Below are 23,683 nucleotides of genomic sequence, written 5' to 3'. Positions count from 1 at the left end.
AAGCCTATGGAAACCAAAGCCAATTATGCACTCGTCGGCTTCTTCACCCTGCTTGTGGTGGCTGCTGCCTTCGGTTTTGTTTACTGGATGGCACAATATGGCCGAAGCGGGCCGATGGCTGAGCTCGCCATTCGCATTCCCGGTTCTGCCAATGGTCTTTCCGTCGGCTCTGCGGTGCGCTTCAATGGCATTCCAGTCGGATCGGTTCGTAACCTGAATATCGACCCGGAAGATCCGCGTTACTCTATCGCCTTCACGGAAGTGCAGACGACGGCACCTGTCTATCCCTCCACCAAAGCTGTTCTGGAAGTGCAGGGCCTGACGGGTGCTGCCTATATCGAACTTTCCGGTGGCCGGACAGGTGAAGAGAACCTGCTGCAAAAAGCACAGGATACAGGCAAGCCTGCCGTCCTGATCGCCGATCAATCAAGCGTGACCAACCTTCTTGCGACGGCGGACAAGATTCTTCAACGCGCAGACGATGCCATTGGCCAAATTCAGGGATTTGTGACGGATGCTCGCGGACCGCTGACGCGGACAATCCAGCATGCGGAAGCCTTTACGGGCGCACTCAGTGCAAATTCCGGCGCGATTGATGACTTCCTTCGCAGCCTCTCGGCCTTGTCTGGTACATTCAACCGCGTCTCAGAGCGCCTGGATTCGACCCTTGTTGCTGCGGAAGGCCTCGTGAGGGCCATCGACCCCGACAAGATCAACAATATTCTGGCCAATGCAGAAACCGTGACTGGCAATGTCGCCAAGTCTTCTGACAAGATCGACAGCATCATGGTGGAAGTTCGCGATGCTGCCGCCGGATTTAATCAGGCAAGCACTGAGGCACAATCCGTTCTGAAGCGGGCTGACGCGCTCCTTGCTTCCGTTGATCCGAAAAAGGTGAATAGCGCGGTCGATAACATCACTTCGGCCACGCAGGATGCCCGCAGCGCGCTGGCTTCGGCAAGGGAAGTGGTCGATGGCGTGGCTGACCGGCGTGATGAGATCAACAAGGCTATCGGCGACTTTACGGAGCTGGCGCAGAAGCTGAACCAGGCGTCTACGCGGGTCGATACGATCCTTGCGAAGGTGGATACGATGGTCAGCGGCGATGATTCCAAGGGCCTGTTTGCCGAAGCGCAAAAGACACTACAATCCATTCGTGCAACGGCTGATAACCTCAATTCTCGTATTGGACCGATTGCCGATAATCTGGCACGTTTCTCCAATACCGGCCTCAAGGACGTTCAGACACTCATTGGAGATACACGCCGCACGGTGGAAAACCTCAATGAGACAATCAGCAACTTTGACCAGAACCCTCAACGCCTTATCTTTGGCGGCGAGACGGTGAAGGAATATGATGGCAGGACACGGCGCTGATGACGCGATTCTCAAACAAGCAAGAGGCTGACGTGCACAAGGTTCCTGCGTTTCCCATTTCGAAAGCCCTGTTCGTTTTGCCTCTGACCGCACTATTACTGGCGGGATGTGGATCGAAAGCAACCAACGATACATTCGATCTGTCCATTACACCGTCGGCGCAAGGGCAGTCTGCCAAGAACCGGCAGATCCTGGTGCCTGAGCCAACTGCATTGAAATCGCTCGACAGCGAGCAGGTATTGGTGCGTGTTTCGCCTTCGGAATTCCAGTATCTGGCCGATTCCCGCTGGGGCGATCGCCTGCCGCGCATGGTTCAATCCAAGCTGGTCCAGGCGTTTGAAAACACAGGCAAGCTGGGCGGGGTTGGCAAGCCGGGGCAGGGCCTGGCAATTGACTATCAGGTCGTCACTGAAATTCGGTCGTTCGAGATTGATAGCTCTGGACCACGCACGGCCAAGGTTGAAATCTCCGTGAAGATACTCAATGACCGCAACGGTTCCGTACGGGCTCAATCGGTCTTTGCAGCCTCCGTTCCGGTGAGCGGTGAAGGTAATGCTAAATTTATCGCAGCGCTCAATCGTGCCTTCGCGAAGGTCGGTGCTGAGATCGTGGATTGGACACTGCGTTCCATCTAAGCACTGCTCGGCTCATCGACTACTTTCAGGGAGGTGCCTTGGCACCTCCTTTTTTATTGCTCGAATTTGGCGCGGATGTGTGCTCGCTGGTGACTGGCCGGCCTTGCTGCTGTGATGTGTTAGCTGGGGCGTGTAACCGCAAGGGCTTTGACAAAGTGCGTGTTCAGCCAAGAGTGTGTCAGGCGTGTCGGATCTGGACTGCGCACAAACTTCTCAGGCCAGCTTAAATGACCGGTCTCGACCGGAAATGTTCTGGAATGGTCCCGACAAAAAAGCGGCCGCCGTGGGCGACCGCTTTTACATCTACGGAAAGCAACAAGCTTTAGCTATTAAAGCGCCCCGCGGCATGCGCCAGCATTGTATAGACCTTACCAGTATCAGAGGTCAGGTAGCTCTGTGTAACGCTGCGATCCTTGTCTGTGCGGGCAACGTCGGCCAGCAGCTTCTCGAAGTCCGCAATGTAACGGTCAACCGCTGTGCGGAATTCCGGCTCGCGTTGGTACTTGCTCTGGATATCGTCAAAGGTTTGCTGTCCCTTCAGTGTGTAGAGGCGACGCGTGAACACGTCGCGCTCGCCGCGCTGATAGCGACGCCACAGATCGACAGAAGCATCGTGATCGATGGCGCGAGCAATATCCACCGACAGCGAATTCAGTGATTCGACCATGTGGCGGGGATTGCGGTTATCGCCATTGCGAACCTGCTGTTCTGCCGGGCGTTGCGCCGGTTGACGAGCAGTAGCCTGGTCACTTGGTGCATCTTCACGGGATGCCCCGCGCAACAGATCGCTGATCCAGCCGCCAGTTTCGTTGCGCTGAGGCGCAGCATCCTGCTGGCGAGGGCTTGTCACGTTACGGTCCAGTGGCAGGCTGCCACGCAAGCCGCTCGCGAAATTTGCGTTTCGATCCGCGGATTGGCTAATCGCGGGCTGTGCTGGACGCTGAACCTGGGGTGCAACGGGCGCTGGTTGTGGACGAGCCTGCACGGCTGCCTGAACTGGCGCTGGCTGGGGCGCAGGCGTGACATAGCTCTGTTCCGGTGCAGGAGCGCGAGACACTGGTGCTGCCGGGGCAGGACGGGAGACTTCGAGCGTTTGGCTGGAACGTCCGACCAGTGCCGAAATGTCCTGCAACGCCTTGATCTGTTCGGAAACGGCGCGGCGCATCGCAGCGGCGCTTTCCTTGGCCTCTTCCGGCAGATCGAACGCGCCACGCTTCAATTCACTGCGAGTATCATCCAGTTCGCGGCGAATTTCGCTCGAAGCCTTGCGAATCTCATCCGTTGCACCGGAGAAGCGCTGAAGCGCCTCTTCCACTGCCTTGCGCACGGATTCCCGCAGATGTTCTGCTGCCTGATCGGATTTGCCAGCCGCATCTGCCAACTGACGCTCGACATCGGAAAGTGAACCGGAGATGCTGCCGCGCATACGCTCTGCCAAGGCATTGGAACGCTTCTCGGCTTCGCTGAGGGTTGCCTCGATCGCCTGCGTTGCCTGCTGGCTGGCAGATCCAAGCACATTACGCATGCCCTCCGCCGTTTGGCTGGCCTGCTTTTGCGCCTCATCGAGAGAGCGGTTGAGGTCTGTGAACGAACCCTGGAGGTTCTGATGGATGACGCCGCCCACTTCGGACGAACGCTCTTCCACGCGCTGGATCGCACCCTCAACAACCGCTGAAATGTTGCGCATGTTGGCTTCGATCTCTTCGGAACGCTTGACGAGGCCAGCGGAGAGCGCGCGAAGCGCATCCTGACGCTCTACCAGTGTGCTGGAGAGGTTGGACTGTGCAGCGCCGAGCAGGCTCGCCGCCTGATCCAGAACCTTCGTATAATCGTCAAAGCGGCTTACGATGCTGCCAACCTGGCTGAGCGTATTGCCCGAGATATTGCCGAGCCGCTCCACATTGCTATCCAGCAGACGGCTGGAGCCCGCCACCATATCCGCAGCATTGGTCGTGCTTTCGGTGAAGCGTGCTGCTGCTGCATCCAGCTTGCTGTCGGCAGCTGTCAGACGCTCGGTTGCCGCATCGATTGTGACGCCGATTTCGCGCGCAGCATGTTCGATCAGGGTAGTTATGCCGGAATTGCTGTTTTCCAGGCGATTGATGATGTCGGTCGCATTGCGAACCAAACCTTGCTCGACGTTGCGAAGGGTGCCCGCGGCCTGCTGGGTGCGCTCCGTGATCGCGGCGAGTGTTTCATTGGTACGGGCGGTGAGAGCCTCGACAATTGAGGTGTTTTCCTGCCGCAGACGCTGGGCGTGCTGCTCTGCTGCGGCAGAGACGCGCCCGGCGCTTTCTTCCGCCGCTGCGGCCAGCCGTTCCGCCGCTGTCCGACCAACCTCGGAATACTGGTTGACGAGCGGACGAGCGTGTTCCTCGATAAGGCGAGAGAGTTCCGCAGACCGTGATGCCAGCATGGAGTTGAGATCGCGTGAGCGGTTATCGAGGCTCGTGCGGATGGCTTCGCCACGCGCTTCGAGGGCCTTGTCTACCGCTTCTACAGCCTGATTGATCTCGCTCGTGGTTTCTGCAAGGCGTGACCGAATAGCGTCGGCCCGTGCATCAAGCCGCTGCTCGGCAGAGCCAAGCGTCTCCGTCAGAGAGCCAACCTGTTTTTCAACAAGTCCACCCGCTTCGGCCATCTTGTTGGCAATGGAATTGCCAGCCTCTGAGAAGGCTTGGGCAACAGCCGCGGCCTGGCCGGCAAGACGGTTCTGCGTTTCGCCAATACGTCCGGCAATCTCGGTAGACCGTGCTTCCAGAGCACGGGCAAATTCTTCATTGCGGTTGCCAAGATCTTCCGAGAACTGGGCGCCTGCCTTGCTGAGTGCTTCCGCAGAGCGCATAGCCTCGGTATCGAACTCCCGTGCAGCATTGCCCACGGCATCACGCAGCGAGGTAGCCAACGAGGATGCTTTACCTTCGATGGTCCTGCTCACATTTTCCAGGCCGATGCCAATTGCGCGTTCCATGGTGGAAAGGCGCTCATCAACGCGCGAGGTGCCGCTATCAAATGCACCTGTGATGCGTTCGTTGGCTTCGGTGCTGACACGTTCGAAATCGCTCGCGCCCTTGGCTACTGTTTCAGACAGACGCTCCAGGCTTTCCGAGCTGACGCGCTGAAGCTCGACCGTGCGTTCGCCCAGGCGTTCGGAAAGGTCCCGTCCAGCATGTTCTACCGTGTTGGAAACAGTGTCGATCTGGGTCCGAATACGGTCCTCCAACCCACTGAATGTGCTTTCGATACGCTGGCCTGTTTGATCAAGTGCGGTCGATACGCCGCCAACCGTTTGCTCCACCCGGCTTGAGAAAGCATCGGCGGATTGGTTGATTTCTCTTGCTGCGTCGCCAAGGCGACCGGCAATTTCGCCAGCAGTATTGCGCAGGCGGCCTTCCAGATCGTTGCTGGCGGTGTCGATGACGCCGCGCAGGGTCTCGCTCTGGCTCTCGATCGACATCTCCAACATGCTTGCGCTTGTGGCAATGGTCGCGCCAATCGATGTTGCCTGATCGAAGAAGAGTTCGCCAAGGTTCGACTGCGCATCCGTGAGCGTAGACGCAATCATTTCACTGCGTTCATCAAGCGTGATCCGCAGGCGGTCGTAACCCTGATCGACAGTTTGTGCGATTTGATCGGCAGCGCTGCCAACAACGTCTGCAATTCGCTCCTGACCGCCGACCAGCGCGTTTTCAACTCGTGCTGCTCCAAGATCGATGCTCTGCTCAAAGCGGGAAGTGCCGTTGTCGAACGCTCCTTGAATGCGGTCGGCTGCATTGCCAACGGTACGATCCAATTGTTCAGAGCCGGTGCTTAGCGTCTGGGCAATCTGCTCATTCCGTTCTGCCAAGGTGCGATCGAGAAGGCGCTGATTATCCTCATAGGCCGCACGGATCGCATCGGTACGTGCCGTGAAGCTTTGCTCGATGCGGCCATCTGCCTGCTCGGCAGTGGACATCAGGGAGGCTGCCTTTTCTTCAAACAGCATCGACAGACGGTCTTCGTTCAAGGCGAAAGTCGTGCTGAGCGCCATGGCGCGATCGTCCAGCGCCTCGCCGATACGTTCGCCCGCTCCGCTGACGATCTGGCTCAATTGTTCTGCGCGATTGCCGAGATCGGCGTCGATACGCTGGTTGCCTTGCGCCAGAGTGCGCGCAATGGCTTCCGCCTGCGTTTCCAAGACCGAGGTGAGCCGGTCTTCCGATAGCGAAAGTGAAGTCGAAAGCGCCAAAGTGCGATCATCCAGAGCAACGGCGATGCGTTCGCTCGCGCCCCCGACGACACTCGTCAATTGGTCCACACGCTGGCCGAAATCCGTTTCGATGCGCGCATGTGCATCAGACAAGGTGCGAGACGCGGTATCGAGATGACTGTTGATCACATCAGCAAAGCGATCCTCACCAAGGGCAAGCGTCGTGGAGAGGGCAAGTGTGCGGTCATCCAGTGTCTCGGCAATGCGTTCGCTTGCGCCACCAACGACATTCGTCAGCTGTTCGACGCGCTGGCCGAGGTTGTTTTCAATGCGGTCATGGGCATCGGAAAGGGTGCGCGAAGCACTCTCAAGATGACCACTAATAATATCGCCGAAGCGATCTTCACCGAGAGAGAGCGTGGTTGAGAGAGCGAGGGTGCGCTCGTCCAACGTTTCTGCGATGCGTTCGCTTGCGCCACCAACAACATTCGTGAGTTGGTCCACGCGCTGGCCAAGATCATTTTCAATGCGTGCATGCGCATCGGTGAGGGTGCGCGAAGCGCTCTCAACATGGCCGCTGATGACATCGCCGAAACGATCTTCACCGAGCGACAGCGTTGTCGAAAGAGCAAGTGTGCGTTCGTCCAGTGCGTCAGCGATGCGTTCGCCTGCACCACCAACAAGTTCACTCATATCGCTCATGCGACGAGACAGATCACCCTCAATGCGGGAGTGACCTTCACTCAGAACGCGGCTCATTCCGTCGATGCGTTCATCGAGAATGCCCGCCATACGCTCAGGTGCGCCTGCAACTGCGGATTCAAGCGCGTTCGTGCGGCTTTCGATTGCGCTTGTGAAGCGCTCCTGGCTGGATGTGACGGCATCGATAACGGCGGTCGAGCGACTTGTTATCGTATCTTCGAAATGCGTGCGGCTCTCATCCAGTGCGGAGGTCAGAGCGCGGCTACGTTCCGAGAGAACGGAATCGATACGCTCATGTGCAGAAACGATGTTCTCGCTGAGTTCCGCTGTGTGGGCAGCAATCGCGCTAGCAATTTGGAGGCTACGGTCATCAAGGTCGTTGATGAGGGCGCTGCTGCGAGTGTCCAGCGTTTCATTCAACGCGTCGCGGCGGGAATCCAACGTCTGAGCGAGTGCTGCGCTACGGCTATCCAGACCTTCTGCAAATTCTCTGGTGCGGCTCTCGAATTGTTCTGCAAGGCCGCGATTGCGGGCATCCAGATCGTCAACCAGGGTTTTCGTGCGGCTGTCGAAAGTATCGCCAAGAGCACGATTGCGTGCGGCAAGCTCCTCAGTCAACTTGCGGGTGCGGCTATCCAGCACATCACCCAGCTGGCTTTGCCCGCTTTCCAGCGTCGATTCCAGCAGTTCCTGGCTGGTGCCAAGCGTTGTGGCGAGTGACAGCGAGTGATCTGTCAGCGTTGAGCCCAAGCGCTCTATGCTTGTGGAAAGAATGCCTTCGATTGAATCCGAACCACCATTCACCGTTTCGCTGATGCGCGACAGGCTTTCCGTCAACTTGGAGGACAGTGTGCCGGAGCGCTGGTCGAAAGCTGTGGTGAACTGTTCCAGACCACCGTCGAAGGTCGCGCTAAGCTGTCCGATAGAAGCCTGCAGCCGATCCTCGAACAAGCCAGTGCGCAAATCGAGATCCATGACGGCGTCATCGGCTGCGCTTTGCAGGCTCTGGCGGAAACTCGTGCTCTTGTCGTCCAGCGAAATGTTGAGCTTGGTGAGAACCGTGCCGAGCTGTTCATCTACCTTGCGACCGCCATCGGTCAGCGTTTCATTGATTTCCCGCGTGCGGGCCAGCAGCGTTTCGTTCAACTGGCGCGTGCGCTCATTCAGGGCGGCATTCAGCTTCTCAGTGCTGGCATCGAGCGTAGAGGCGCGGGTTTCGAAATTGCTGAGAATTTCCTTTCCGCGCGAAGACAGCGTCGTTGTGAGCGCTTCCAGGCGGCTATCGAATTCGTGGCTGAGAGAAACGCCGGTAGCGGACAACGCTTCGACCAGATTATCCGCCTTTGCCGCAAGCAGAGTGCCAAGCGCTTCACCTGCCGCATTGGATGTTTCCATCAAGGTGGCGGCACGCGTATCGATCATGGATGCGAAAGCCTCGCCAGATGTGGCAAGGCGAACCGCGATTTCCTCTGTTGCCAGCGAAAGATCTTCTTTCAACTGGTCATGCGCACCAACGATGGATGAACGGATGCGCTCAGCGTGATTAACGATGGCATCGCGCTCGGAACCTAGCTCGTGAACCAGGCTGCGCACGCGCAATTCATTATCGGCGTAGCTACGCTCAAGCGCACTTACTTCCGAATGAACAAGCGTTTCCAGTTCGGATGCGCGGGCGATCGTGCGTTCAATGCCTTCATTCATGGCAGACACTTCGCGGCGCACGGCCTGCCCAACAGACATAATGCGTTCTGTCGCAATAGTCTCTGGTTCCGCAAGGCGAAGAGCCACTTCTGCCATGGAGCGTGCGGCGTTTCGCAAATCTTGCGCCCGCGCCATCATGATGGCGAAGGCAAAGAACAGCATGACAGGGACGACGATGCCAACGAGGACGGCAAAAATTCCGGGGCGCGAAACGAGATCCGCGACGGAAGTGATGTTCCACAGGGAGCCGCCTAGCAGGAGCTGCGCAAGACCGAGACCGGCTACAGTCCAGATCAGCGAAACAATGGATGCATTACGGAGTGCGGCGCGCATCGATCCGCTTTCGAGCGAACGCAGAATAGAGGATGCATTGCGACGTCCGCTATCATTTGCGGGTGCAAGGGAAGGGGATTTTGGCACAACAGGGTCTGCCGGCGTGCGCGGTGGTTCCGCGGCTCGGGTGCGTTTCTGTGGGGCCTGGCTACGCTGTTGCGGAGTTTCCTGCACCTGCGCCTCCTGTGGAGCCTTGACGGACTTCTTGCGAGGCGCTGCCGCGGGCTCTGGCTCATCGTTGAAATCGATCTTCAACGCATCTTCCAAAGCTTGGAATGCAGTCTCATCGATCGACTCGCTGTGTGGATTTTTAGCCATGCGGTTACGCCTCGTTACACACTCGTCCGGCCGATTGCGGTGTCCGCTCAGATGCCGCTTGCGAAACCATCAATCTGCCTGATGTCACAACGTTCTCATAACGTAGTGTCACCTATTCTCACATCGGGCTGCCTTCCTTGCAAACAGGTCATAAAAAAGGCTTACCCGACCATTCTCCACGGAAATAGATATCTACCCACACCCGTTTCAATCGTACTGTAGTGGCACATTCCCTGTCCTGACACAATTCTGGCAATCGGGCGCGGCCAGATGCGTCTATGTTGTTAACAATTTTTAAACCGCGTCTGTCTCGAATTCGCTTGTATTTGAACCAAGTTAGCGAAAATTAACCATAACACTAGAAATCAAGCCGTGATTGTGCCGAATTTAAACCCGATGACCATAGATGAAGCGTCAGATTGGCGCGTCATGCGTTCTACTGGCAGGAAGAGGTACAGGCCCATGGCCAAGTTGAATATTGCATTCGAGGTGCCGAGCAATGAAACAACCGAGCTCATGAGCACAGTGCGACCAATTGATTTCGCCCATCTCGCCATACAAACCATGGGCGACAAATCTCTGGAAGCAGAGATCCTACAGCTTTATATGCGTCAGGCGCGCGGGGCTCTCCAGGAGTTGTCTTTGGCCGCAGAAGCCGATCGTGCAGCTATTGCACATCGTCTGAAAAGTGCTGCAAGCGCGGTAGGTGCATTTAGTGTAGCGGCTAAGGCGCAAGCGCTTGAAACCAACCCGAAAGAGGCGGCCAGTCTCGCTGCTCTTGGTTCTGCCGTCATTGAGGCGGAAAACTTCATTCTGAAACTGATGCGCTGATGGCCTCTGTTGTCCGGTGGATGTGATTCAACATCGGATGACAGGAGCTTGCCTCATCCTCCGCGTTGACTGGCGCGGCGAATTGTCGGAAGACTTCGCCGCACTTACAGTTTGCATTCTCGGGATGACATCATGACCAAGATTACCATCGTTGCCTTCGACGGCACCCGTTTCGACATTGACGCTCAGCCGGGCTCAACTGTTATGGAAAACGCGGTTCGTAATTCCGTACCGGGCATCGATGCCGAATGTGGCGGCGCATGCGCCTGTGCCACCTGTCATGTCTATGTTGACGATGAATGGACAGCCGCCGTGGGTGGTCCGGCTGCCATGGAAGAAGATATGCTGGATTTTGCTGCCGATGTGCGGCCGACGTCCCGTCTATCCTGTCAAATCAAAGTCACGCCAGAACTGGAAGGACTTGTTGTTTCCGTTCCTGAGCGGCAGGGATGACGACTTTTCTCTTGTGGTAGCACAAAAAAAGCGCCTCGCCGCAGCGATGTGCGCAGGCGAGGCTGAGGCGGGCGTATCCATTCGCAGACGAGGGAGGAAACGTCTGCGACCGGTTCAATACGCCGGGAGAACCTTGTGCTTACTCAGAGGTCTGCTCGCTCCATCGGGAGCAAGCCAGAGCCGCAATAGAATTCTAATGTGCGAAGCTTTCACGGGCATGCATGTTCCAGCAACGCCGCCATGTTGATGGACTGTAGAATTTTATTCGTGTTTCGGATGCTTTACAGTCTATTCAGTGATGTCGCATGCGCGGTGTCAGTATTCGGGCAGTTCGGGTGTGCCCATGCTTAGTTTTTATTCGCATTGTACACGACGCTATTGATAGGTCGTTGTCGCACATGCCGCCACATGTGCGACAACGTAACCTGAACTTCCGGAGGCCTCGTTCTGTCTCCTTCAGTGCTTTGGAATGTACTGTAAAACGCTGGCCTGTTCCATTACGAGATTTTATCACTAAAACACAGTAGGTGCCGCAAGCTTGACGCAAGCCTTAGTTGCGATTCGCGGCCCCAATTTCCTGATTTTCGTCAATTTTTGACCATTGTACCTGTGCGGTGGCGAAGTAGCCGCATCATCCGCGCGTCGAAGTTTTGCGATTCCACGGTATCGAAACGCAGCTGATCCTTATCGTGTTCAGTAATCATTTGCCGCGTTAACTGGCTCACGTCAGTCTCCATGTCTTTGCAGGAGCGGCGGGAGGAAAGGGCCTTTAGCTTTCGTTCAAGATCCCTGGCGTAACCGCGCGCGATTTCCGCGTGTCGCTCTTCATGTCGTTTGATGTCCGCCGACAACGTGTCCCAAATCAGCCCAAGGGTCGCATCGGCACGTCTTCTATTTTTCCAGCGCGGAAGGGTAATCTGGGTGCGAAGGGTTACTTTCACATCGCCAACAGAGCAGCGGCCTTCGCTTTCCATATAGGTTATTTCCCCGCCGAACTTTATTTCCGTTGCACCGGGATGACGATAGCCCGTAGCTCGCGTGAGGGGCCCGCGTTTTTGTAGCTCGGCGTCAAGATCGTCAGCCGTTTTGCCGCCGATGGAGAAGTAGGAATAGGTTTTGACAATCTGCGGCTCCGCCATTCCCATGCCAGGAAACAGAAGCGCCAGAAGAATTGCGCCGAAAACGCAAGGGGTGCGGCGAGCAGGGAACATTATGAACCTTGTGGAGATTGCAGTTGTTCCAAGCTTGGGGCATAGCCCTTAGCATCGCAACAAGGAGTTTGCGAAAATCTTCGTTACTCGAGCCAATTGGGACAGACGTGATATTTCCCGGCAACAGCCGCTGGCAGGTGGGCGGCGGCAGAGACCTAATTTTAGGCGAAATCGGCCATCTTATGGCTATTGTCAATGTGACGCCGGATTCCTTTTCCGATGGCGGCTTGCATGACACTGTGGACGCCGCGGTTGAGCATGCTCTGCATTGTGTGGAGCAGGGCGCAACCCTTCTTGATATTGGCGGAGAATCCACGCGACCCGGCGCAACGCCCGTGACGCCAGAAGAGGAGCAGGCGCGTGTGTTGCCTGTCATTCGTGCACTGGCCGGCAAGACGGATGCTCTCATTTCAATAGATACCTATCGCGCCGAAACCGCGCAAAACGCAGTTGAAGCCGGTGCGCATATCATCAACGACGTTTATGGGCTTCGGTTCGATCCGGCTATGGCGAATGTGGTAGCGACCACCGGCGCCGGCCTGATCATGATGCACACCGGGCGTGGCAGGGAAGATGAGAAGCTGCCGGATGTGGTGGCAGATCAACGTTTCTTCTTCGAGCGTCAGTTTTCTGTCGCCTTGCAGGCTGGTATTCCGCCGGAAAACATTGTTTTCGATCCTGGCTTCGGCTTTGCGAAGGATAGAGATGAGGATTTGGCGTTGATGGCGCGTTTCAACGAGCTTGCTTCGCTGGAGCGGCCTCTTTTGATCGGCACATCACGTAAGCGGTTCATTGGTCATGTGACTGGCCGCGAGGCCGCCAGTGAACGGGATGTCGGAACTTCGGCTACAACTGTAGCCCTTCGCCTTGCGGGTGCTTCTCTATTTCGCGTTCATAATGTAGCCGTCAATCGCGATGCTCTGCGAATGGCTGATGCGATACTGGCCGCCCGACGCGAAAATTTGGAGAATGTGCAGTGAGCACCTACAGGATTACCCTCAAGAATTGCGCCTTTTATGCGCGTCATGGCGTGCTGAAGGAGGAATCTGTTCTTGGTCAACGCTTCTTTGTTGACGCGGAACTGGACGTGCCGGTTGGTGCCGCGCTTACGAATGATGAGCTGGATGCCACCATGCATTATGGCCATGCCTTCTCGGTTATTGAACAGGTGGTGACGCAAACGCGCCGCGCACTGATTGAGGCGCTTGCGAACGATATCGCACTGGCTTTGTGCCAGAAATTTCCGATGATTGAGCGTGCGGCGATTACGGTTCGCAAGCCAAGCGTACCGATCCCGGGGATTTTGGACTATGTCGAGGTGCGTGTTGAACACTGTCCATAAGAATGGAGCAGTCATGGCTGCGATCGGCCTTGGCGGCAATCTTGGTGATCCGGTGCAGGCAATGGTGCAGGCATTGAATACGCTGGATGCTCAAACAGATTGTGAGATTTTGGCCGTCTCGCGCCTTTACCGTACGCCCCCTTGGGGCAAGCTCGATCAGGCGGACTTCTATAATAGTTGCGCGCTTTTGCGAACGGTTCTTTCGGCGGAAAGCTTGCTGGAGCTTTGCCTTTCCATTGAAAAGAGCATGAAACGAGAGCGATTGGAGCGATGGGGGCCTCGTACCATCGATATTGATGTTCTCACCTACGGCGATCATCATATTGAAAGTGAAGGGCTGCAGGTGCCGCATCCAAGAATGACACAGCGAGCTTTCGTTCTATTGCCGCTGAATGAGCTTGCGCCCGATCTTCTTGTCGATGGTCAATCCGTATCCACCTGGGCGAGGCAGGCCGATGCGACAGGTATAGCAACCTTCTCTGAAGATGGGCAGTGGTGGCGGCGCCAGGAAGCGAACGAGGCCAAGGGCTAATCGTCGCCCCCGGCGGTGCGGTCGGTGGTCAAGAGGCTTTCTGTTTTGGCGAAGGGATGCTGTTTGCAGGGGGTGTGATCATCTTCACAGATGAATCTGCAAGTCCGTGATGGCCCTCTGCGTCCACCATCAGATGCCAGTGACCATCTTCCGGGATGACCAGACGCACAGGTGCTTTCTTGGCCACGCCTCCGACATACTTGAAATCGAGACGCTCATTGAAGCGCTGCCAATTGCTGGCATTCATCAAGCGTACGTTGTTGACCGCATTGAGAGAAACTTCAATCGTCGTGCCCGCCCGCAATTGCTTGAGGTCGTAGTGCGTGAAACGAAAATTGGGGCCTGCCATTCCAAACTCCGGCATCAGTGAATTAAGCGGCATTAATCTACCAGCACCAGGTTAAGGATCAGTGGAACCAACCACGTCATTTGTCGTTGTATCGGCAAGGCAAGTGAATTTCCCTCGATCAGCTTGCTTCAAGAGACAGTCCGTTCCCCTGCAGAATTGTCTCTCAACAATACACATGATCTCCAGTCATGGCCCCGCCGAACCCTTTGGGTTCGGCGGGATTTCTTTATTATGGCGCGGGGTTCGGCACCCGGGAAGTAGTGAACTTCCAGCTTAGTTGATAGGTTAATAAAATAATATATTCGTGAATACACAAAGATATGCTTGTTCCACAATGAAGCATAAGATTGAATCTTATTTTCATGAAAGCGGTATTAATAAAAAATTAATTGACTAGTACTGCTGTTTTTGTCCATCATGATCACGTTAAAGCCAATTGTTATTGCGTGTATCTTAAAGGGGAATAAAATGGTTGGAGTAAAAGCAGCAGGTGGAGAAGGTCGTGGCATGCAGGGGCTTGGCCCGTCCATGCAGCCGGGCGGTATGCACGGCCACGGTGGTCCAAAGGGTCCTGAAAGCATGAAAGGCCCCGAAGGCATGAAGGGTCCGCACGGCATGGGTGGTCATGGGGACTTGGGAATGGGCGGCGGTGGCAAGGCCTGGCCCCAAAATTTCGGCGGCGGCATGCCTCACTTTGCTGGCGGTATGCCGGGTATGGGCGGTAAGGGCGGGATGCCTGGCATGGGCGGAATGCCTGGGATCGAAGGCGGCCAGATGCAGATGCCTCCTGGTATGATGGGACCTGGTGGCCCTGAGGGTGGCATGGGTGGCTGTGGCGGTAAGGGCCCAATGGACCAGAAGGCCGAGGCACCACAGCCAGAGCAGCCAGAGGCGGCATCAGCGGCAGCCTCGGGTGACGCTCAAGCAGCAGCATCTGCGGAAGCTGCGGCGTAATGCGCCTATAGGTGACTTCAATTCAACGCCCATCCTGTTTGGTTTCAGGATGGGCGTTGCTTTGTAATGCTTGCGCACCAGGCCTTTCGTATCAGCGAAAATTCCGCGATGATGCTGTATGATCAAGCTCATCGCAGTTCGCAATTTCTGTTATCTCCGCACACGATTAAACGCTGCAACGTTACTTCTTCTACCCTTATTGGCTACTGGCACTTCAACCCTGGCGGCAGATGCAGCCAAGGGGAAGCAGACATTCCAGCAATGTGCCGGTTGTCATGCAATCAACAATGACAGTAACGGATTTGGTCCAAGCCTGAAGGGTGTCGTCGGGCGGCAGGCAGGAAGCTTCCCCGGCTATAGCTATTCCGCGGCTATGAAAAAGGCAGGCCAAGAGGGGTTGGCTTGGGATGAGAAAGCTCTATCCGAGTTTCTCTCCAGCCCGAAGAAGAAGGTGCCGGGCACCTCAATGCGCTTCTTTGGCTTCTGGTTTCAGTCGCAGATCGACGATGTCATCGCGTTCCTGAAATCAAATCCATGAAGTTCTCACGCCAGCGTGATTAGGGTCAGGGAGATTATTCGGTCGCCACGGCGTCTGGTTAAGGATGCGTTTATAACTTCGTGAGAATGCTATCGGTATGGCACCGAATGTGGCGTTGCTGAGGGGCAAGGTTTGCAACGCAATGCATTCGGGGTGTGAACCGGTGATCGCCTGCGCATTGGCCGCATGCAGGCTGTGTATGGAGTTAGACATGTTTAAGAATAAGCTTGCTCTGGCAGTTCTTGCCAGCCTCGTCGCCCCCGTTGCCGCTACTTCTGTTTCGGCAGCTGATCTTACCAATTATTCCGAGCCGCCGACCTATAATGAGCCAGCTCGTTCTGGCGGTACGTGGGATGGTGCCTATGTCGGTGGACATGTCGGCTCCGTTTCGCGCCGCATCAATCCATTCGCTGGCGGCAAGGGCGTGGATGCCGGAATACAAGGCGGCTACAACGCTGATGTTGGTGGTGTCGTTATTGGTGGTGAGGGCGAGCTGTCCTACCTCGGCGATGCGCGCGTTCGCGTTCCCGGCGGCGATCTGAAGGAGCGTCATCGTCTTGGCCTGAAGGCCAAGGCAGGTGTGCCGATGGACCAGACCCTCATCTACGGTACCGCTGGTCTCGCCATGACCAACTTCCGCGATAACGGCGGCGTTGCCGGTCCGGATGGCTGGAAGCCAGGTTACATCGTAGGTGTTGGCGTTGAGCAGAAGCTGAACGAGAAGATTTCCGCCAAGGTGGAATACAACTACACCGGCACGCCAAACCTTCGCAGCTTCAATAATGGCGTTGGTTCCGAGCGTGATGTTCATGACCACACCGTCAAGGCTGGCCTGAACTACCACTTCTAATCACCGATATCGGGTCGATAATGTGGCTCTCCCATTTGCTGGGGGAGCCATTTTGGTTTTTTCGGCGTTTTTGAGCCACAAAAGGCCTTAATTCTCAGAACATGGAACTACAGAATGTCGGGTCACGAAGAGATTCAGATCCGTTACTTCGGCCCGGCAAGGACATCACACGTATGCTAGTCTGCCGCGCGATTCGCAGCGCCTTTTTCCTTATTTGGTGCGCAGCATAGATTTTGATGGAGAGAACAATGACCGACCCCAGGAGCGGCATTTCAGGATTGCAGCCGCATATCACCGTCATCGGTGTTGGCGGCGGAGGCGGCAACGCAATCAACAATATGATTGAAGAAGAACTTCAGGGCGTGGAGTTCATTGCCGCCAACACGGATGCGCAGGTGCTGGCAACCTCGCGTGCCAATCGCCGTATTCAACTGGGTGCGCATGTAACCGAAGGTCTGGGCGCTGGCTCGCTGCCAGATGTCGGCCGCGCCGCAGCGGAAGAATCCATCGATGAGATCATGGATCATCTTTCCGGCTCGCACATGTGCTTTGTCACGGCTGGCATGGGCGGCGGCACCGGCACGGGGGCGGCACCTGTTATCGCACGTGCGGCGCGCGCGGCAGGCATTCTCACGGTCGGCGTCGTAACCAAGCCTTTCGCGTTTGAGGGCAATCGCCGCATGCGCACGGCTGAGGCTGGCATTGAGGAACTGCGCGAGGCGGCAGACACTGTCATCGTTATCCCGAACCAGAACCTCTTCCGCATTGCTGATGCAAAAACCACCTTTGCCGATGCGTTCATGACAGCAGACCGCGTTCTCTTCGCAGGCGTTGGCTGCATCACGGACCTCATCGTCAAGGAAGGCCTGATCAACCTCGACTTCGCAGACGTGAAATCCGTCATGCGCGGCATGGGTCGCGCAATGATGGGCACGGGCGAAGCGGAAGGCCAGGGCCGTGCCATGCGGGCGGCAGAAGCTGCCATCGCAAACCCGCTGCTGGATGATATTTCCGTTCGCGGCGCACGCGGCGTACTCATCTCCATTTCCGGCGGCATGGATATGACCTTGTTCGAAGTGGATGAAGCGGCAAGCCGCATTCGCGACGAAGTGAAGGATGAGGCGGATATCGTCGTCGGCGCTATCTTTGACCGTAACCTCGATGGCCGCTTCCGTGTGTCGGTCGTGGCAACGGGTCTGGAAGGCCAGCCACTCGCTGCGGAATAATTTTCGCGGATAGGTGATGTCTTTGCGGCGGGGCTGGAAACGGCTCCGCCGCTTCTTTTTGCGCTCTGCGCGGGTGTCCTTATAAACTTCTGTCGACTGTAAAGGTGCGCTGCCGTATCAATGTCGGCGCATTCTCAGCGTTTCAGCATCCATAGGACGGATGCAAATTGATATGCGATGTCGCGCAACACGTTGCCTTTGAGTGAGGGGCTTGGCCTGACTTTCATATCTCGTTCCGTCCGGGACAAGATGCCTGCTTCTTCAGCCTTTGCGAAAATTTTCGTGATGTGCGCACGGCTGACATTATACGATTCTGCATGCGACTTTCGGGAAAAGAGGACGCCAGAAGCCGGCCAACCTGCGGCCATGCAATTGGCAATTAGATCCAACAGAAGAGGGTATCCGGCAGCATGACTGGCAAATAATCGCGTCTCGACGCTAACCAGGAACGGCCCAGCCACAATAGCCAGGAGCTTATAGAGCCCGACGACTATTTTTTCGGCATCCATCGCACGATCTCTGGGTGGTTTGTTCTTGTCGACCTGCTGCCATGGCTGTGCCGCCTCAATATAGGCAACAGCGAGGGCCTGAATGCCTGCCTGAAGCCAGCCGACGACGGATAAGGGCTTCATTCTACGGTCGCCAGATTGGGCAGATCTCGTGATTGTTTCCTCCCACTCCAGCCATTCAAAAATGGCTCTGACACGCCGAGTGGATGCCCATTTGCGTTTTACAATCAGGGACTGGGTAGATGAATAGGTGAAAACCCCTTCATTCTCAGAGGCTAAGGCCGTTGCTGAAACAACCACAGCCATGGCGCCGAAGTCGCCCACGGCGCGAACAAGCCGGGGCTCAGATTTGAAGACTTTTGGCACTGATCTGCAGATCATTTCCACGGATGATTGAAAGGCAGGATCAATGAGAATCCTATTGACCATAGGAAGTAATTCCAAATGAAACATATCGAGGTTCTAAAGATATATCTACGTTGATAAGTTGAGTAACTCTCGGTGAAGAATGAGGCGGCATTGTAACTAATGATTGAATCACCAAGCATCCTTGTATGAACCTGATGTGCGATTATTAGTTACCCCAATACAAGAAATTTGTGTGAGGGTGCTACAGAATTTCTCGAAAAATGCATTCGAGTTTTTTTGCTCTTGGCGAGTTTCATCGAGGATTTGTGGGGAACTAACCCATCAACAGGTGCACGCGCGCGCAATTAAATATGCTGAAATAATAAATAAAAACAATTAGATAAATAAGTTCATCGTCGTTTAAAATTCTCTGTTGTGAAGAATTGGTTTCTCGCAACAAGCGTGCGCAACCTTGTCGATTGCTTTCTCGGTCGAGACCCTAGCCAGCTGTTGCTCTCGATAAGCCCTCGTCTTCGACAAGGCGAAGAGCACCGCGTGCGTCCAATAACTTGTACAAAATTGCGTGCAATTTGTTGCACTGTTTGAAGTCAAAACTTTCAGCGAATGTTCCCTCATGAGTTGCGGAGCGAGGGCCGATCTCACGATTAACGTCCAGCTTGTTTCTTAATCAGAAGAGCAAGGGGAACGTTGTCGTCCGGTGCTTCACCACAATTCACCAAACCGGAATTCTCATTTTTAACGAAGCTTATCGGTCCTGCCGCAGCGCGGCCCGAGGTGTCGATTGCTGCCTGAATTCGAGAAGGTCAGTTCGCCACTGCAAATTTCCGAGGTCAATCTATGCGTTTGAAATCATATGTATTGTTGGCAACTGCGTCCCTTGCCTTTCAGGCAGGTTTCTGGGGTCTTCCTGCGGGCCGTTTGGCAAATGCAGAGCCTCTCTCCGCGCAGCAGCTGGAAGAGTTCAAATCGGAGCTGCAACGGGTGGAAGAGGGCCGCAAGGGGCTGACGTCTCAAGCGGACTGCCTGGAAGCATTCGTTGTGCAGCAGCAGGAATTCGTATCGGGACGTGAATTGGCGCTCGGCGAAGCACTCAATCGGCAAAATGCCACGCAAGCTCGGGTAGCCCAGCTACAGCAGGAGTTTCAAAGTCACACGGTGCTTCTCCAGCAGGAGAGCCTCAACATGGCTATGCGGGCGGCGGCTGTTGAGCAGGCGCGCCGGGAGCGGGATGAACAGGCAGCGCGGCTGAAAACCTGCAACGATGTTCTGTTTTTCCTGCCCGGAATCTGCAAAGCCGGTGAAGAGGCGGTCATCGGTTTTGGCTGGATGAACAATGCCGAAGCTGATTTGCGTACAGCAGAGCCGCGCCTTCGTGAGGCCCAAAACGGGCTTAATGAGGTCCAGCAACGCCTTGAACAAAGCAACAGGCAGTTGGCTGAAACTCAGCAGGAATACCAGCAAATTCGCGATGTCGTTACGAAGACAGAGCTGACCATTGCCCATGCAAAGGCCGCCAATTCGCGCATCAACGAAAAGATCCAGGACTTCAATCGTATTGCCGTGAATTTCTCCGCCACGCTGGGGGAAGCCGCTGATCTGGATATGGATGATGTGCGCATACGCACGGTCAATCGCCTGATTGAAGAGGGGCGTTCGCTCACCTCCGCCATGCCTGCCTTTATCGAGGCCACGAGATCCGAGCTGCCAGAAGAGGCACGCCGGACCTGCTCACTGTGAGCAAAGACTGACAATCATAACACTAAAAGGAAATCTGCATGACCAATGTCATTCAATTCGAAAGCCGTGAGGCTGTTATCGACCAGGCCATCAATGCTGGTGTTGAAGCCATCATTGCCCAGCCCAAGTTCGAACTGCCCCAGCCAGACGCCCCCATGGTTCAATCCTACGTGGATAAGATTCAGGGTACCTACAATGTGGAGCGGACAAAGCGCGATACGGATAACGCAATCGACCTGCTTTACATCGCCTACAACACAACGCCGCAAACCAATGCGGATGTGCGTGTCAGCATTACGTCGATCATGAACAAGCTCATTGCTCTACAGCAGCGCAGCGAGCTTACCATGCGAGGCGCGATGACGACCGCGAATTCGATTGGCAAGCGACTAGGAGATGTTGTTCCCGATTGGTTGGATATCAAGGAGGCTGCAGACCAGGCCGAGATCAAAAGCTTCCTTTCCAAGGATGTGGTGAAGGTGGCGAAGCAAATCCGCGATCAGGCGCTCAAGATCCGGGAAGACTTGCTGGGTATCGCCAAGGCTTATGACGATGTTATCGCCCAGACAGTGCAGACCACCGCCAAGACAGAGACGGCTCTGGCCGAGCGGCTGGTCAAGGGCGAGCAACTCAAAAAGGAAATCAGCGAGACGAATGCACGTCGCGCTCAATTGGAAACGCTCGTTGCAGACCTGACTACCCAGGTTGCGAATTTTGAGAAGAAGGCACGGGAGTACGAGCAAAAGGCCAACACGGCTGAAGAGCGTGCATTCGTAATGTCGATTGTCCGCATGGGCGCGCAGCTGATTTCTAACGCCATTCCTGCCATTGCCGCCGCCGCGGGTGGTCCGGCCACGATGATCATGTCGGCGATGAGCGGTTCTATGGGTGGGGGCAAGCCAGCCGGGAATGATTTTGCCGAGCCATCGAATGGCAATGGTGGCGGCAATCGCGCCAATCAAAATGCCGGGGCAGGCAATGCGAAGGATTCAGCCAGCAAGAAGACAAAGCTCTCGGAAGAGCAGGCCGAGCTGAAGAAGCAGGAAGCCTTGCGTGATGAGCAGAAGGCCAATCTGGCGGAAGTGAAAAGCGCGCGAGATAAGATTGCCGCCGATGAAACCGCCAAGGTGGAGGGTTCGCCTAAGGCTGTGGAACTGGCAGAGTTCGACAAAAAGATTGCCGACAACACCGCGAAACTGGCGCAGCAGGAACGCGTGGTTGCAGACAAGCAGTCTGCCGTGTCTCAGCTTCAATCCGCCATTGATGCGCTCGACAAGGGGCTGGAGAACCTGTCTCAACGCCAGCAGGAGCAGGCCGATACGTTGCGCGCCATGCAGATGCAGATGATCGATCGTGCCGAAGCCTATGAAAAGGAACGTCGCAACCAGGCTGCCGAACTGGTCAAGCTTTCGGCCCTGTTGGTTGGCAAGCAGCAGGAGCAGGAGGTTCTTGAACTTTGCGTTCGCTCTCTCGGCATGAGCATCACGGCCTTGAAGCGCATGAAGGAGATTGTCGAAGAAATGGCATTCTTCTTCAAAAACTTCGCAGACTTCATGCAGTGCGTTGCCGATGATGCGGGCAGACAGGTGACATCCATTGAAGAAGTGGCAGACACGGAAGTTATCCGTAAGCACCGGTTTGCTCAGCTGATCCGCTCCGTTGATGAATTCTTCATCAAGCAGACCGCGCAGTGGTTTGCCACTGGCATCGTCTGCGACAGGTTCACGCAGAGCTTTGCAGATGGCTGGACAAAGCTGAACAAGCTGAGTGGCGATTACATCACCGGCGAACGCCTGACGGAATATCTCAAGACGGCAGCAGACAAGATCAGCGAGATTGTTGCCGAACGTCAAGCCGCAGCAGATGCGAAAATCGCGACGCTGAACGAATATCGAAACAAGGTCTCCAAACAAGCCTGATCATGTTTCCGGCGCGTGTGACCACGCAACCGCCGTCCCCGCGCCACTCGAATTGAGGGGCAGGGCGCTACCCCAAACCCCAAAACGCCCCTGCCTTCTCAATCGCCCGGCACCTGCCCTTGCCGTCAAACCTCGGCTGGTGCCGGGCGCTCTTTAACCCCACAAAACTTAATGGAGTAACGCTATGTTGGTTTATTTGAATGTGCCTAAACCTGGTCCAATTCCTGACGATCTACTTGAAGCTTTGCAGGATTACTACAAGACCTCTCCGGCCGTTGAATTTCACACTCTCGATGAGGATGAGATGACGCCGAAAAATTCGAAAAGAGGTGAGGATCTTGTTTTCGTTACGCATGGGAATACTCATGAGTTCGGCGGATACAGCGCGGAAAAATTCTTCGAGTTACTGCAAGGCAAAGGTTTTCAGGACGGTTCGTTCAAAAAGATTTATCTCATCGCGTGCCAAGCAGGGGCACAAGCGCAAGATAATTCAATTCTTGATAATTTTGCACGCTCGTTTTGGGATGTGCTCAACAGTAATTACTTCGATGTGAAGCTTTATGCTCCGCGTGGTACTGTAGTTTTCAATCGTCCCAGTTACACATTCCATATTGAGCCCTCTCCGCAGGCTCGCAAAAATCCGACCGCAGAAGGAAATTATAGCCTTAAGGACGGCATGTTGCTTGTCATGCAGGGTGTTCATAAACGCATGAAGTAAACGTTGTGAGCAAGCTCAAGGCCGACCATTGATCCAAAACTAATGTATCGGCGAAGACACGACCCGGCACCGTCTCTTAAAGATGGTGCCGGGTCCCCATGTTTTTCGCGTAGGTAAATTTTATAGTGCGCATCCACGGAAAATAATCACAACTTCTTGCAGTGGATGCCACAACCAATGCGACGTAACGTGGTTGTGGGACCGGCTTGAACGGGTCTGTCCTGGGGCCTAGAAAACCCCTCACGTGACGGCTGGCATCCACCGCATGAGATGCCCCCTCGGCCATTCTTGAGTGGCTGAGTGCTTGTGATTGCCCTATAAGGCTCTCCTACCTTCTATGGCTGGGGAGGCCCCGACGCATGTTCAAGGTGCTTGCACCTAAAGGTCGGGGCGGTCGTATGTGTGCGATTTTTCGAACTCCCCGGCCGCCAGGGGCCTATCCAAGCAACTGGCCTTTGGCGCGCCAAACCCGTTCTTGAGTGTCGCATTCTATGGGGATGGGCAGCGCCGGTTTCGGCTGTTGCGCTTTCCCGTGCCGAATGCACTGACCGGGAGCCATAAAGGTTATGGATGACTACAATTTCCTAGCCGATCTTCTCGCCACCTTTCGCGCCTCACCGGACTTCATCAAGGCACTATGGCTCATCGTGCCGCCATTCTCCGCGCTGGTGATGATGGGGTTGATGGCGTGGGCAGTGCGGCTGCGGATGAAGCCAAGGCCGCACATTGCACCCAGCGCACCGAGGCAGCATAGGGCGCTGGTGCTGAACCATGAGGATTTTGATCCACAGCGGATTGTGGGCGAGGAGGATAGTTTCTCGCAGCTGCCAGTACCAAGGGCAGTGCTTGATGCGGCGGAGACGCACCGCATTGCTTGAGTCGGTATCTAC

General features: G+C 55.6%; 19 protein-coding genes. 15 read left to right on the top strand and 4 right to left on the bottom strand.

What is annotated here, in order from left to right:
* The first annotated feature begins 6 nt into the window (after positions 1–6).
* Together AC0JZ1_RS09555 and AC0JZ1_RS09550 are read left to right on the top strand one after the other, a co-directional pair.
* A complete protein-coding gene (locus AC0JZ1_RS09555) occupies positions 7–1,377 on the top strand; it encodes an MlaD family protein (protein ID WP_471882147.1) in 1,371 nt (456 codons plus the stop codon).
* Positions 1,377–2,012 carry an ABC-type transport auxiliary lipoprotein family protein gene (locus AC0JZ1_RS09550; protein WP_471882146.1) on the top strand — a complete coding sequence of 212 codons (636 nt, stop codon included), beginning with the start codon at positions 1,377–1,379 and terminating at the stop codon, positions 2,010–2,012. The genes AC0JZ1_RS09555 and AC0JZ1_RS09550 overlap by 1 nt, the downstream gene beginning before the upstream one ends.
* Before the next feature lie 322 nt (positions 2,013–2,334).
* Here the strand turns inward: AC0JZ1_RS09550 and AC0JZ1_RS09545 are convergent, their stop codons facing one another.
* Positions 2,335–9,255 (bottom strand): apolipoprotein A-IV repeat region-like domain-containing protein, encoded by a 6,921-nt coding sequence (locus AC0JZ1_RS09545; protein WP_471882145.1) that lies wholly within the window; start codon positions 9,253–9,255, stop codon positions 2,335–2,337.
* Between the two features lie 462 nt (positions 9,256–9,717).
* Here AC0JZ1_RS09545 and AC0JZ1_RS09540 point away from each other — a divergent pair, with 462 nt between their 5' ends.
* Entirely contained in the window at positions 9,718–10,086 is a 369-nt protein-coding gene (locus AC0JZ1_RS09540; RefSeq protein WP_471882144.1) for an Hpt domain-containing protein, read from the top strand.
* Between the two features lie 132 nt (positions 10,087–10,218).
* Positions 10,219–10,539, top strand: a complete 321-nt coding sequence (locus AC0JZ1_RS09535) for a 2Fe-2S iron-sulfur cluster-binding protein (protein ID WP_471882143.1) — start codon at positions 10,219–10,221, stop codon at positions 10,537–10,539.
* 587 nt (positions 10,540–11,126) lie between these two features.
* Here the strand turns inward: AC0JZ1_RS09535 and AC0JZ1_RS09530 are convergent.
* Complete coding sequence (locus AC0JZ1_RS09530) at positions 11,127–11,750, bottom strand: DUF922 domain-containing Zn-dependent protease (RefSeq protein WP_471882142.1); 624 nt, start codon at positions 11,748–11,750, stop codon at positions 11,127–11,129.
* 107 nt (positions 11,751–11,857) lie between these two features.
* On the opposite strand from AC0JZ1_RS09530, the gene folP reads away from it, so the two are divergent.
* From folP to folK, 3 genes are read left to right on the top strand one after another with little or no spacing between them, the layout of a single operon-like run.
* Entirely contained in the window at positions 11,858–12,730 is an 873-nt protein-coding gene (folP, locus tag AC0JZ1_RS09525) for a dihydropteroate synthase (protein ID WP_471882141.1), read from the top strand.
* A complete protein-coding gene (gene folB / locus AC0JZ1_RS09520) occupies positions 12,727–13,092 on the top strand; it encodes a dihydroneopterin aldolase (RefSeq protein WP_471882140.1) in 366 nt (121 codons plus the stop codon). Before folP ends, folB begins: the two co-directional genes overlap by 4 nt.
* A gap of 13 nt (positions 13,093–13,105) precedes the next feature.
* A complete protein-coding gene (folK, locus tag AC0JZ1_RS09515) occupies positions 13,106–13,624 on the top strand; it encodes a 2-amino-4-hydroxy-6-hydroxymethyldihydropteridine diphosphokinase (RefSeq protein ID WP_471882139.1) in 519 nt (172 codons plus the stop codon).
* Positions 13,625–13,652: 28 nt separating this feature from the next.
* Here the strand turns inward: folK and AC0JZ1_RS09510 are convergent, their stop codons facing one another.
* A complete protein-coding gene (locus AC0JZ1_RS09510) occupies positions 13,653–13,973 on the bottom strand; it encodes a DUF1883 domain-containing protein (protein ID WP_471882138.1) in 321 nt (106 codons plus the stop codon).
* 468 nt (positions 13,974–14,441) lie between these two features.
* On the opposite strand from AC0JZ1_RS09510, the gene AC0JZ1_RS09505 reads away from it, so the two are divergent.
* The 4 genes from AC0JZ1_RS09505 (at position 14,442) to ftsZ (ending at position 17,541) form a co-directional block, all read left to right on the top strand.
* Complete coding sequence (locus AC0JZ1_RS09505; RefSeq protein WP_471882137.1) at positions 14,442–14,927, top strand: hypothetical protein; 486 nt, start codon at positions 14,442–14,444, stop codon at positions 14,925–14,927.
* A 118-nt stretch (positions 14,928–15,045) separates the two neighbouring features.
* On the top strand, positions 15,046–15,465 hold the full coding sequence (locus tag AC0JZ1_RS09500; RefSeq protein ID WP_471882136.1) for a c-type cytochrome: 420 nt from the start codon (positions 15,046–15,048) through the stop codon (positions 15,463–15,465).
* 211 nt (positions 15,466–15,676) lie between these two features.
* Complete coding sequence (locus tag AC0JZ1_RS09495; protein WP_471882135.1) at positions 15,677–16,315, top strand: outer membrane protein; 639 nt, start codon at positions 15,677–15,679, stop codon at positions 16,313–16,315.
* A 248-nt stretch (positions 16,316–16,563) separates the two neighbouring features.
* A complete protein-coding gene (ftsZ, locus tag AC0JZ1_RS09490) occupies positions 16,564–17,541 on the top strand; it encodes a cell division protein FtsZ (protein WP_471882134.1) in 978 nt (325 codons plus the stop codon).
* A 134-nt stretch (positions 17,542–17,675) separates the two neighbouring features.
* Here the strand turns inward: ftsZ and AC0JZ1_RS09485 are convergent, their stop codons facing one another.
* Positions 17,676–18,479, bottom strand: a complete 804-nt coding sequence (locus AC0JZ1_RS09485) for a hypothetical protein (RefSeq protein WP_471882133.1) — start codon at positions 18,477–18,479, stop codon at positions 17,676–17,678.
* A gap of 777 nt (positions 18,480–19,256) precedes the next feature.
* On the opposite strand from AC0JZ1_RS09485, the gene AC0JZ1_RS09480 reads away from it, so the two are divergent.
* The 4 genes from AC0JZ1_RS09480 (at position 19,257) to AC0JZ1_RS09465 (ending at position 23,671) form a co-directional block, all read left to right on the top strand.
* Entirely contained in the window at positions 19,257–20,156 is a 900-nt protein-coding gene (locus tag AC0JZ1_RS09480; RefSeq protein WP_471882132.1) for a hypothetical protein, read from the top strand.
* A 38-nt stretch (positions 20,157–20,194) separates the two neighbouring features.
* Positions 20,195–22,075 carry a tyrosyl-tRNA deacylase gene (locus tag AC0JZ1_RS09475; RefSeq protein ID WP_471882131.1) on the top strand — a complete coding sequence of 627 codons (1,881 nt, stop codon included), beginning with the start codon at positions 20,195–20,197 and terminating at the stop codon, positions 22,073–22,075.
* Positions 22,076–22,259: 184 nt separating this feature from the next.
* Complete coding sequence (locus AC0JZ1_RS09470) at positions 22,260–22,793, top strand: hypothetical protein (RefSeq protein ID WP_471882130.1); 534 nt, start codon at positions 22,260–22,262, stop codon at positions 22,791–22,793.
* 566 nt (positions 22,794–23,359) lie between these two features.
* The gene (locus tag AC0JZ1_RS09465; RefSeq protein ID WP_471882129.1) at positions 23,360–23,671 is read left to right on the top strand and encodes a hypothetical protein; all 312 of its coding nucleotides are present in this window, start codon (positions 23,360–23,362) and stop codon (positions 23,669–23,671) included.
* Positions 23,672–23,683: the final 12 nt, after the last annotated feature.

It is taken from the genome of Affinirhizobium capsici (genome assembly GCF_977018625.1).
The sequence above is the reverse complement of the archived record's forward strand: the minus strand, read 5'-3'. Positions and strand labels throughout refer to the sequence as shown.

Excerpts from the sequence above, each read along its gene's own strand:
- AC0JZ1_RS09495 (WP_471882135.1), top strand. The coding sequence starts at position 15,677 with ATGTTTAAGAATAAGCTTGCTCTGGCAGTTCTTGCCAGCCTCGTCGCC.
- AC0JZ1_RS09535 (WP_471882143.1), top strand. The coding sequence starts at position 10,219 with ATGACCAAGATTACCATCGTTGCCTTCGACGGCACCCGTTTCGACATT.
- AC0JZ1_RS09480 (WP_471882132.1), top strand. The coding sequence starts at position 19,257 with ATGCGTTTGAAATCATATGTATTGTTGGCAACTGCGTCCCTTGCCTTT.
- AC0JZ1_RS09470 (WP_471882130.1), top strand. The coding sequence starts at position 22,260 with ATGTTGGTTTATTTGAATGTGCCTAAACCTGGTCCAATTCCTGACGAT.
- ftsZ (WP_471882134.1), top strand. The coding sequence starts at position 16,564 with ATGACCGACCCCAGGAGCGGCATTTCAGGATTGCAGCCGCATATCACC.
- AC0JZ1_RS09530 (WP_471882142.1), bottom strand. The coding sequence starts at position 11,750 with ATGTTCCCTGCTCGCCGCACCCCTTGCGTTTTCGGCGCAATTCTTCTG.
- AC0JZ1_RS09505 (WP_471882137.1), top strand. The coding sequence starts at position 14,442 with ATGGTTGGAGTAAAAGCAGCAGGTGGAGAAGGTCGTGGCATGCAGGGG.
- AC0JZ1_RS09500 (WP_471882136.1), top strand. The coding sequence starts at position 15,046 with ATGATCAAGCTCATCGCAGTTCGCAATTTCTGTTATCTCCGCACACGA.
- AC0JZ1_RS09510 (WP_471882138.1), bottom strand. The coding sequence starts at position 13,973 with ATGGCAGGCCCCAATTTTCGTTTCACGCACTACGACCTCAAGCAATTG.
- AC0JZ1_RS09540 (WP_471882144.1), top strand. The coding sequence starts at position 9,718 with ATGGCCAAGTTGAATATTGCATTCGAGGTGCCGAGCAATGAAACAACC.
- AC0JZ1_RS09475 (WP_471882131.1), top strand. The coding sequence starts at position 20,195 with ATGACCAATGTCATTCAATTCGAAAGCCGTGAGGCTGTTATCGACCAG.
- AC0JZ1_RS09550 (WP_471882146.1), top strand. The coding sequence starts at position 1,377 with ATGACGCGATTCTCAAACAAGCAAGAGGCTGACGTGCACAAGGTTCCT.
- AC0JZ1_RS09555 (WP_471882147.1), top strand. The coding sequence starts at position 7 with ATGGAAACCAAAGCCAATTATGCACTCGTCGGCTTCTTCACCCTGCTT.
- AC0JZ1_RS09465 (WP_471882129.1), top strand. The coding sequence starts at position 23,360 with ATGGATGACTACAATTTCCTAGCCGATCTTCTCGCCACCTTTCGCGCC.
- AC0JZ1_RS09545 (WP_471882145.1), bottom strand. The coding sequence starts at position 9,255 with ATGGCTAAAAATCCACACAGCGAGTCGATCGATGAGACTGCATTCCAA.
- AC0JZ1_RS09485 (WP_471882133.1), bottom strand. The coding sequence starts at position 18,479 with ATGGTCAATAGGATTCTCATTGATCCTGCCTTTCAATCATCCGTGGAA.
- folK (WP_471882139.1), top strand. The coding sequence starts at position 13,106 with ATGGCTGCGATCGGCCTTGGCGGCAATCTTGGTGATCCGGTGCAGGCA.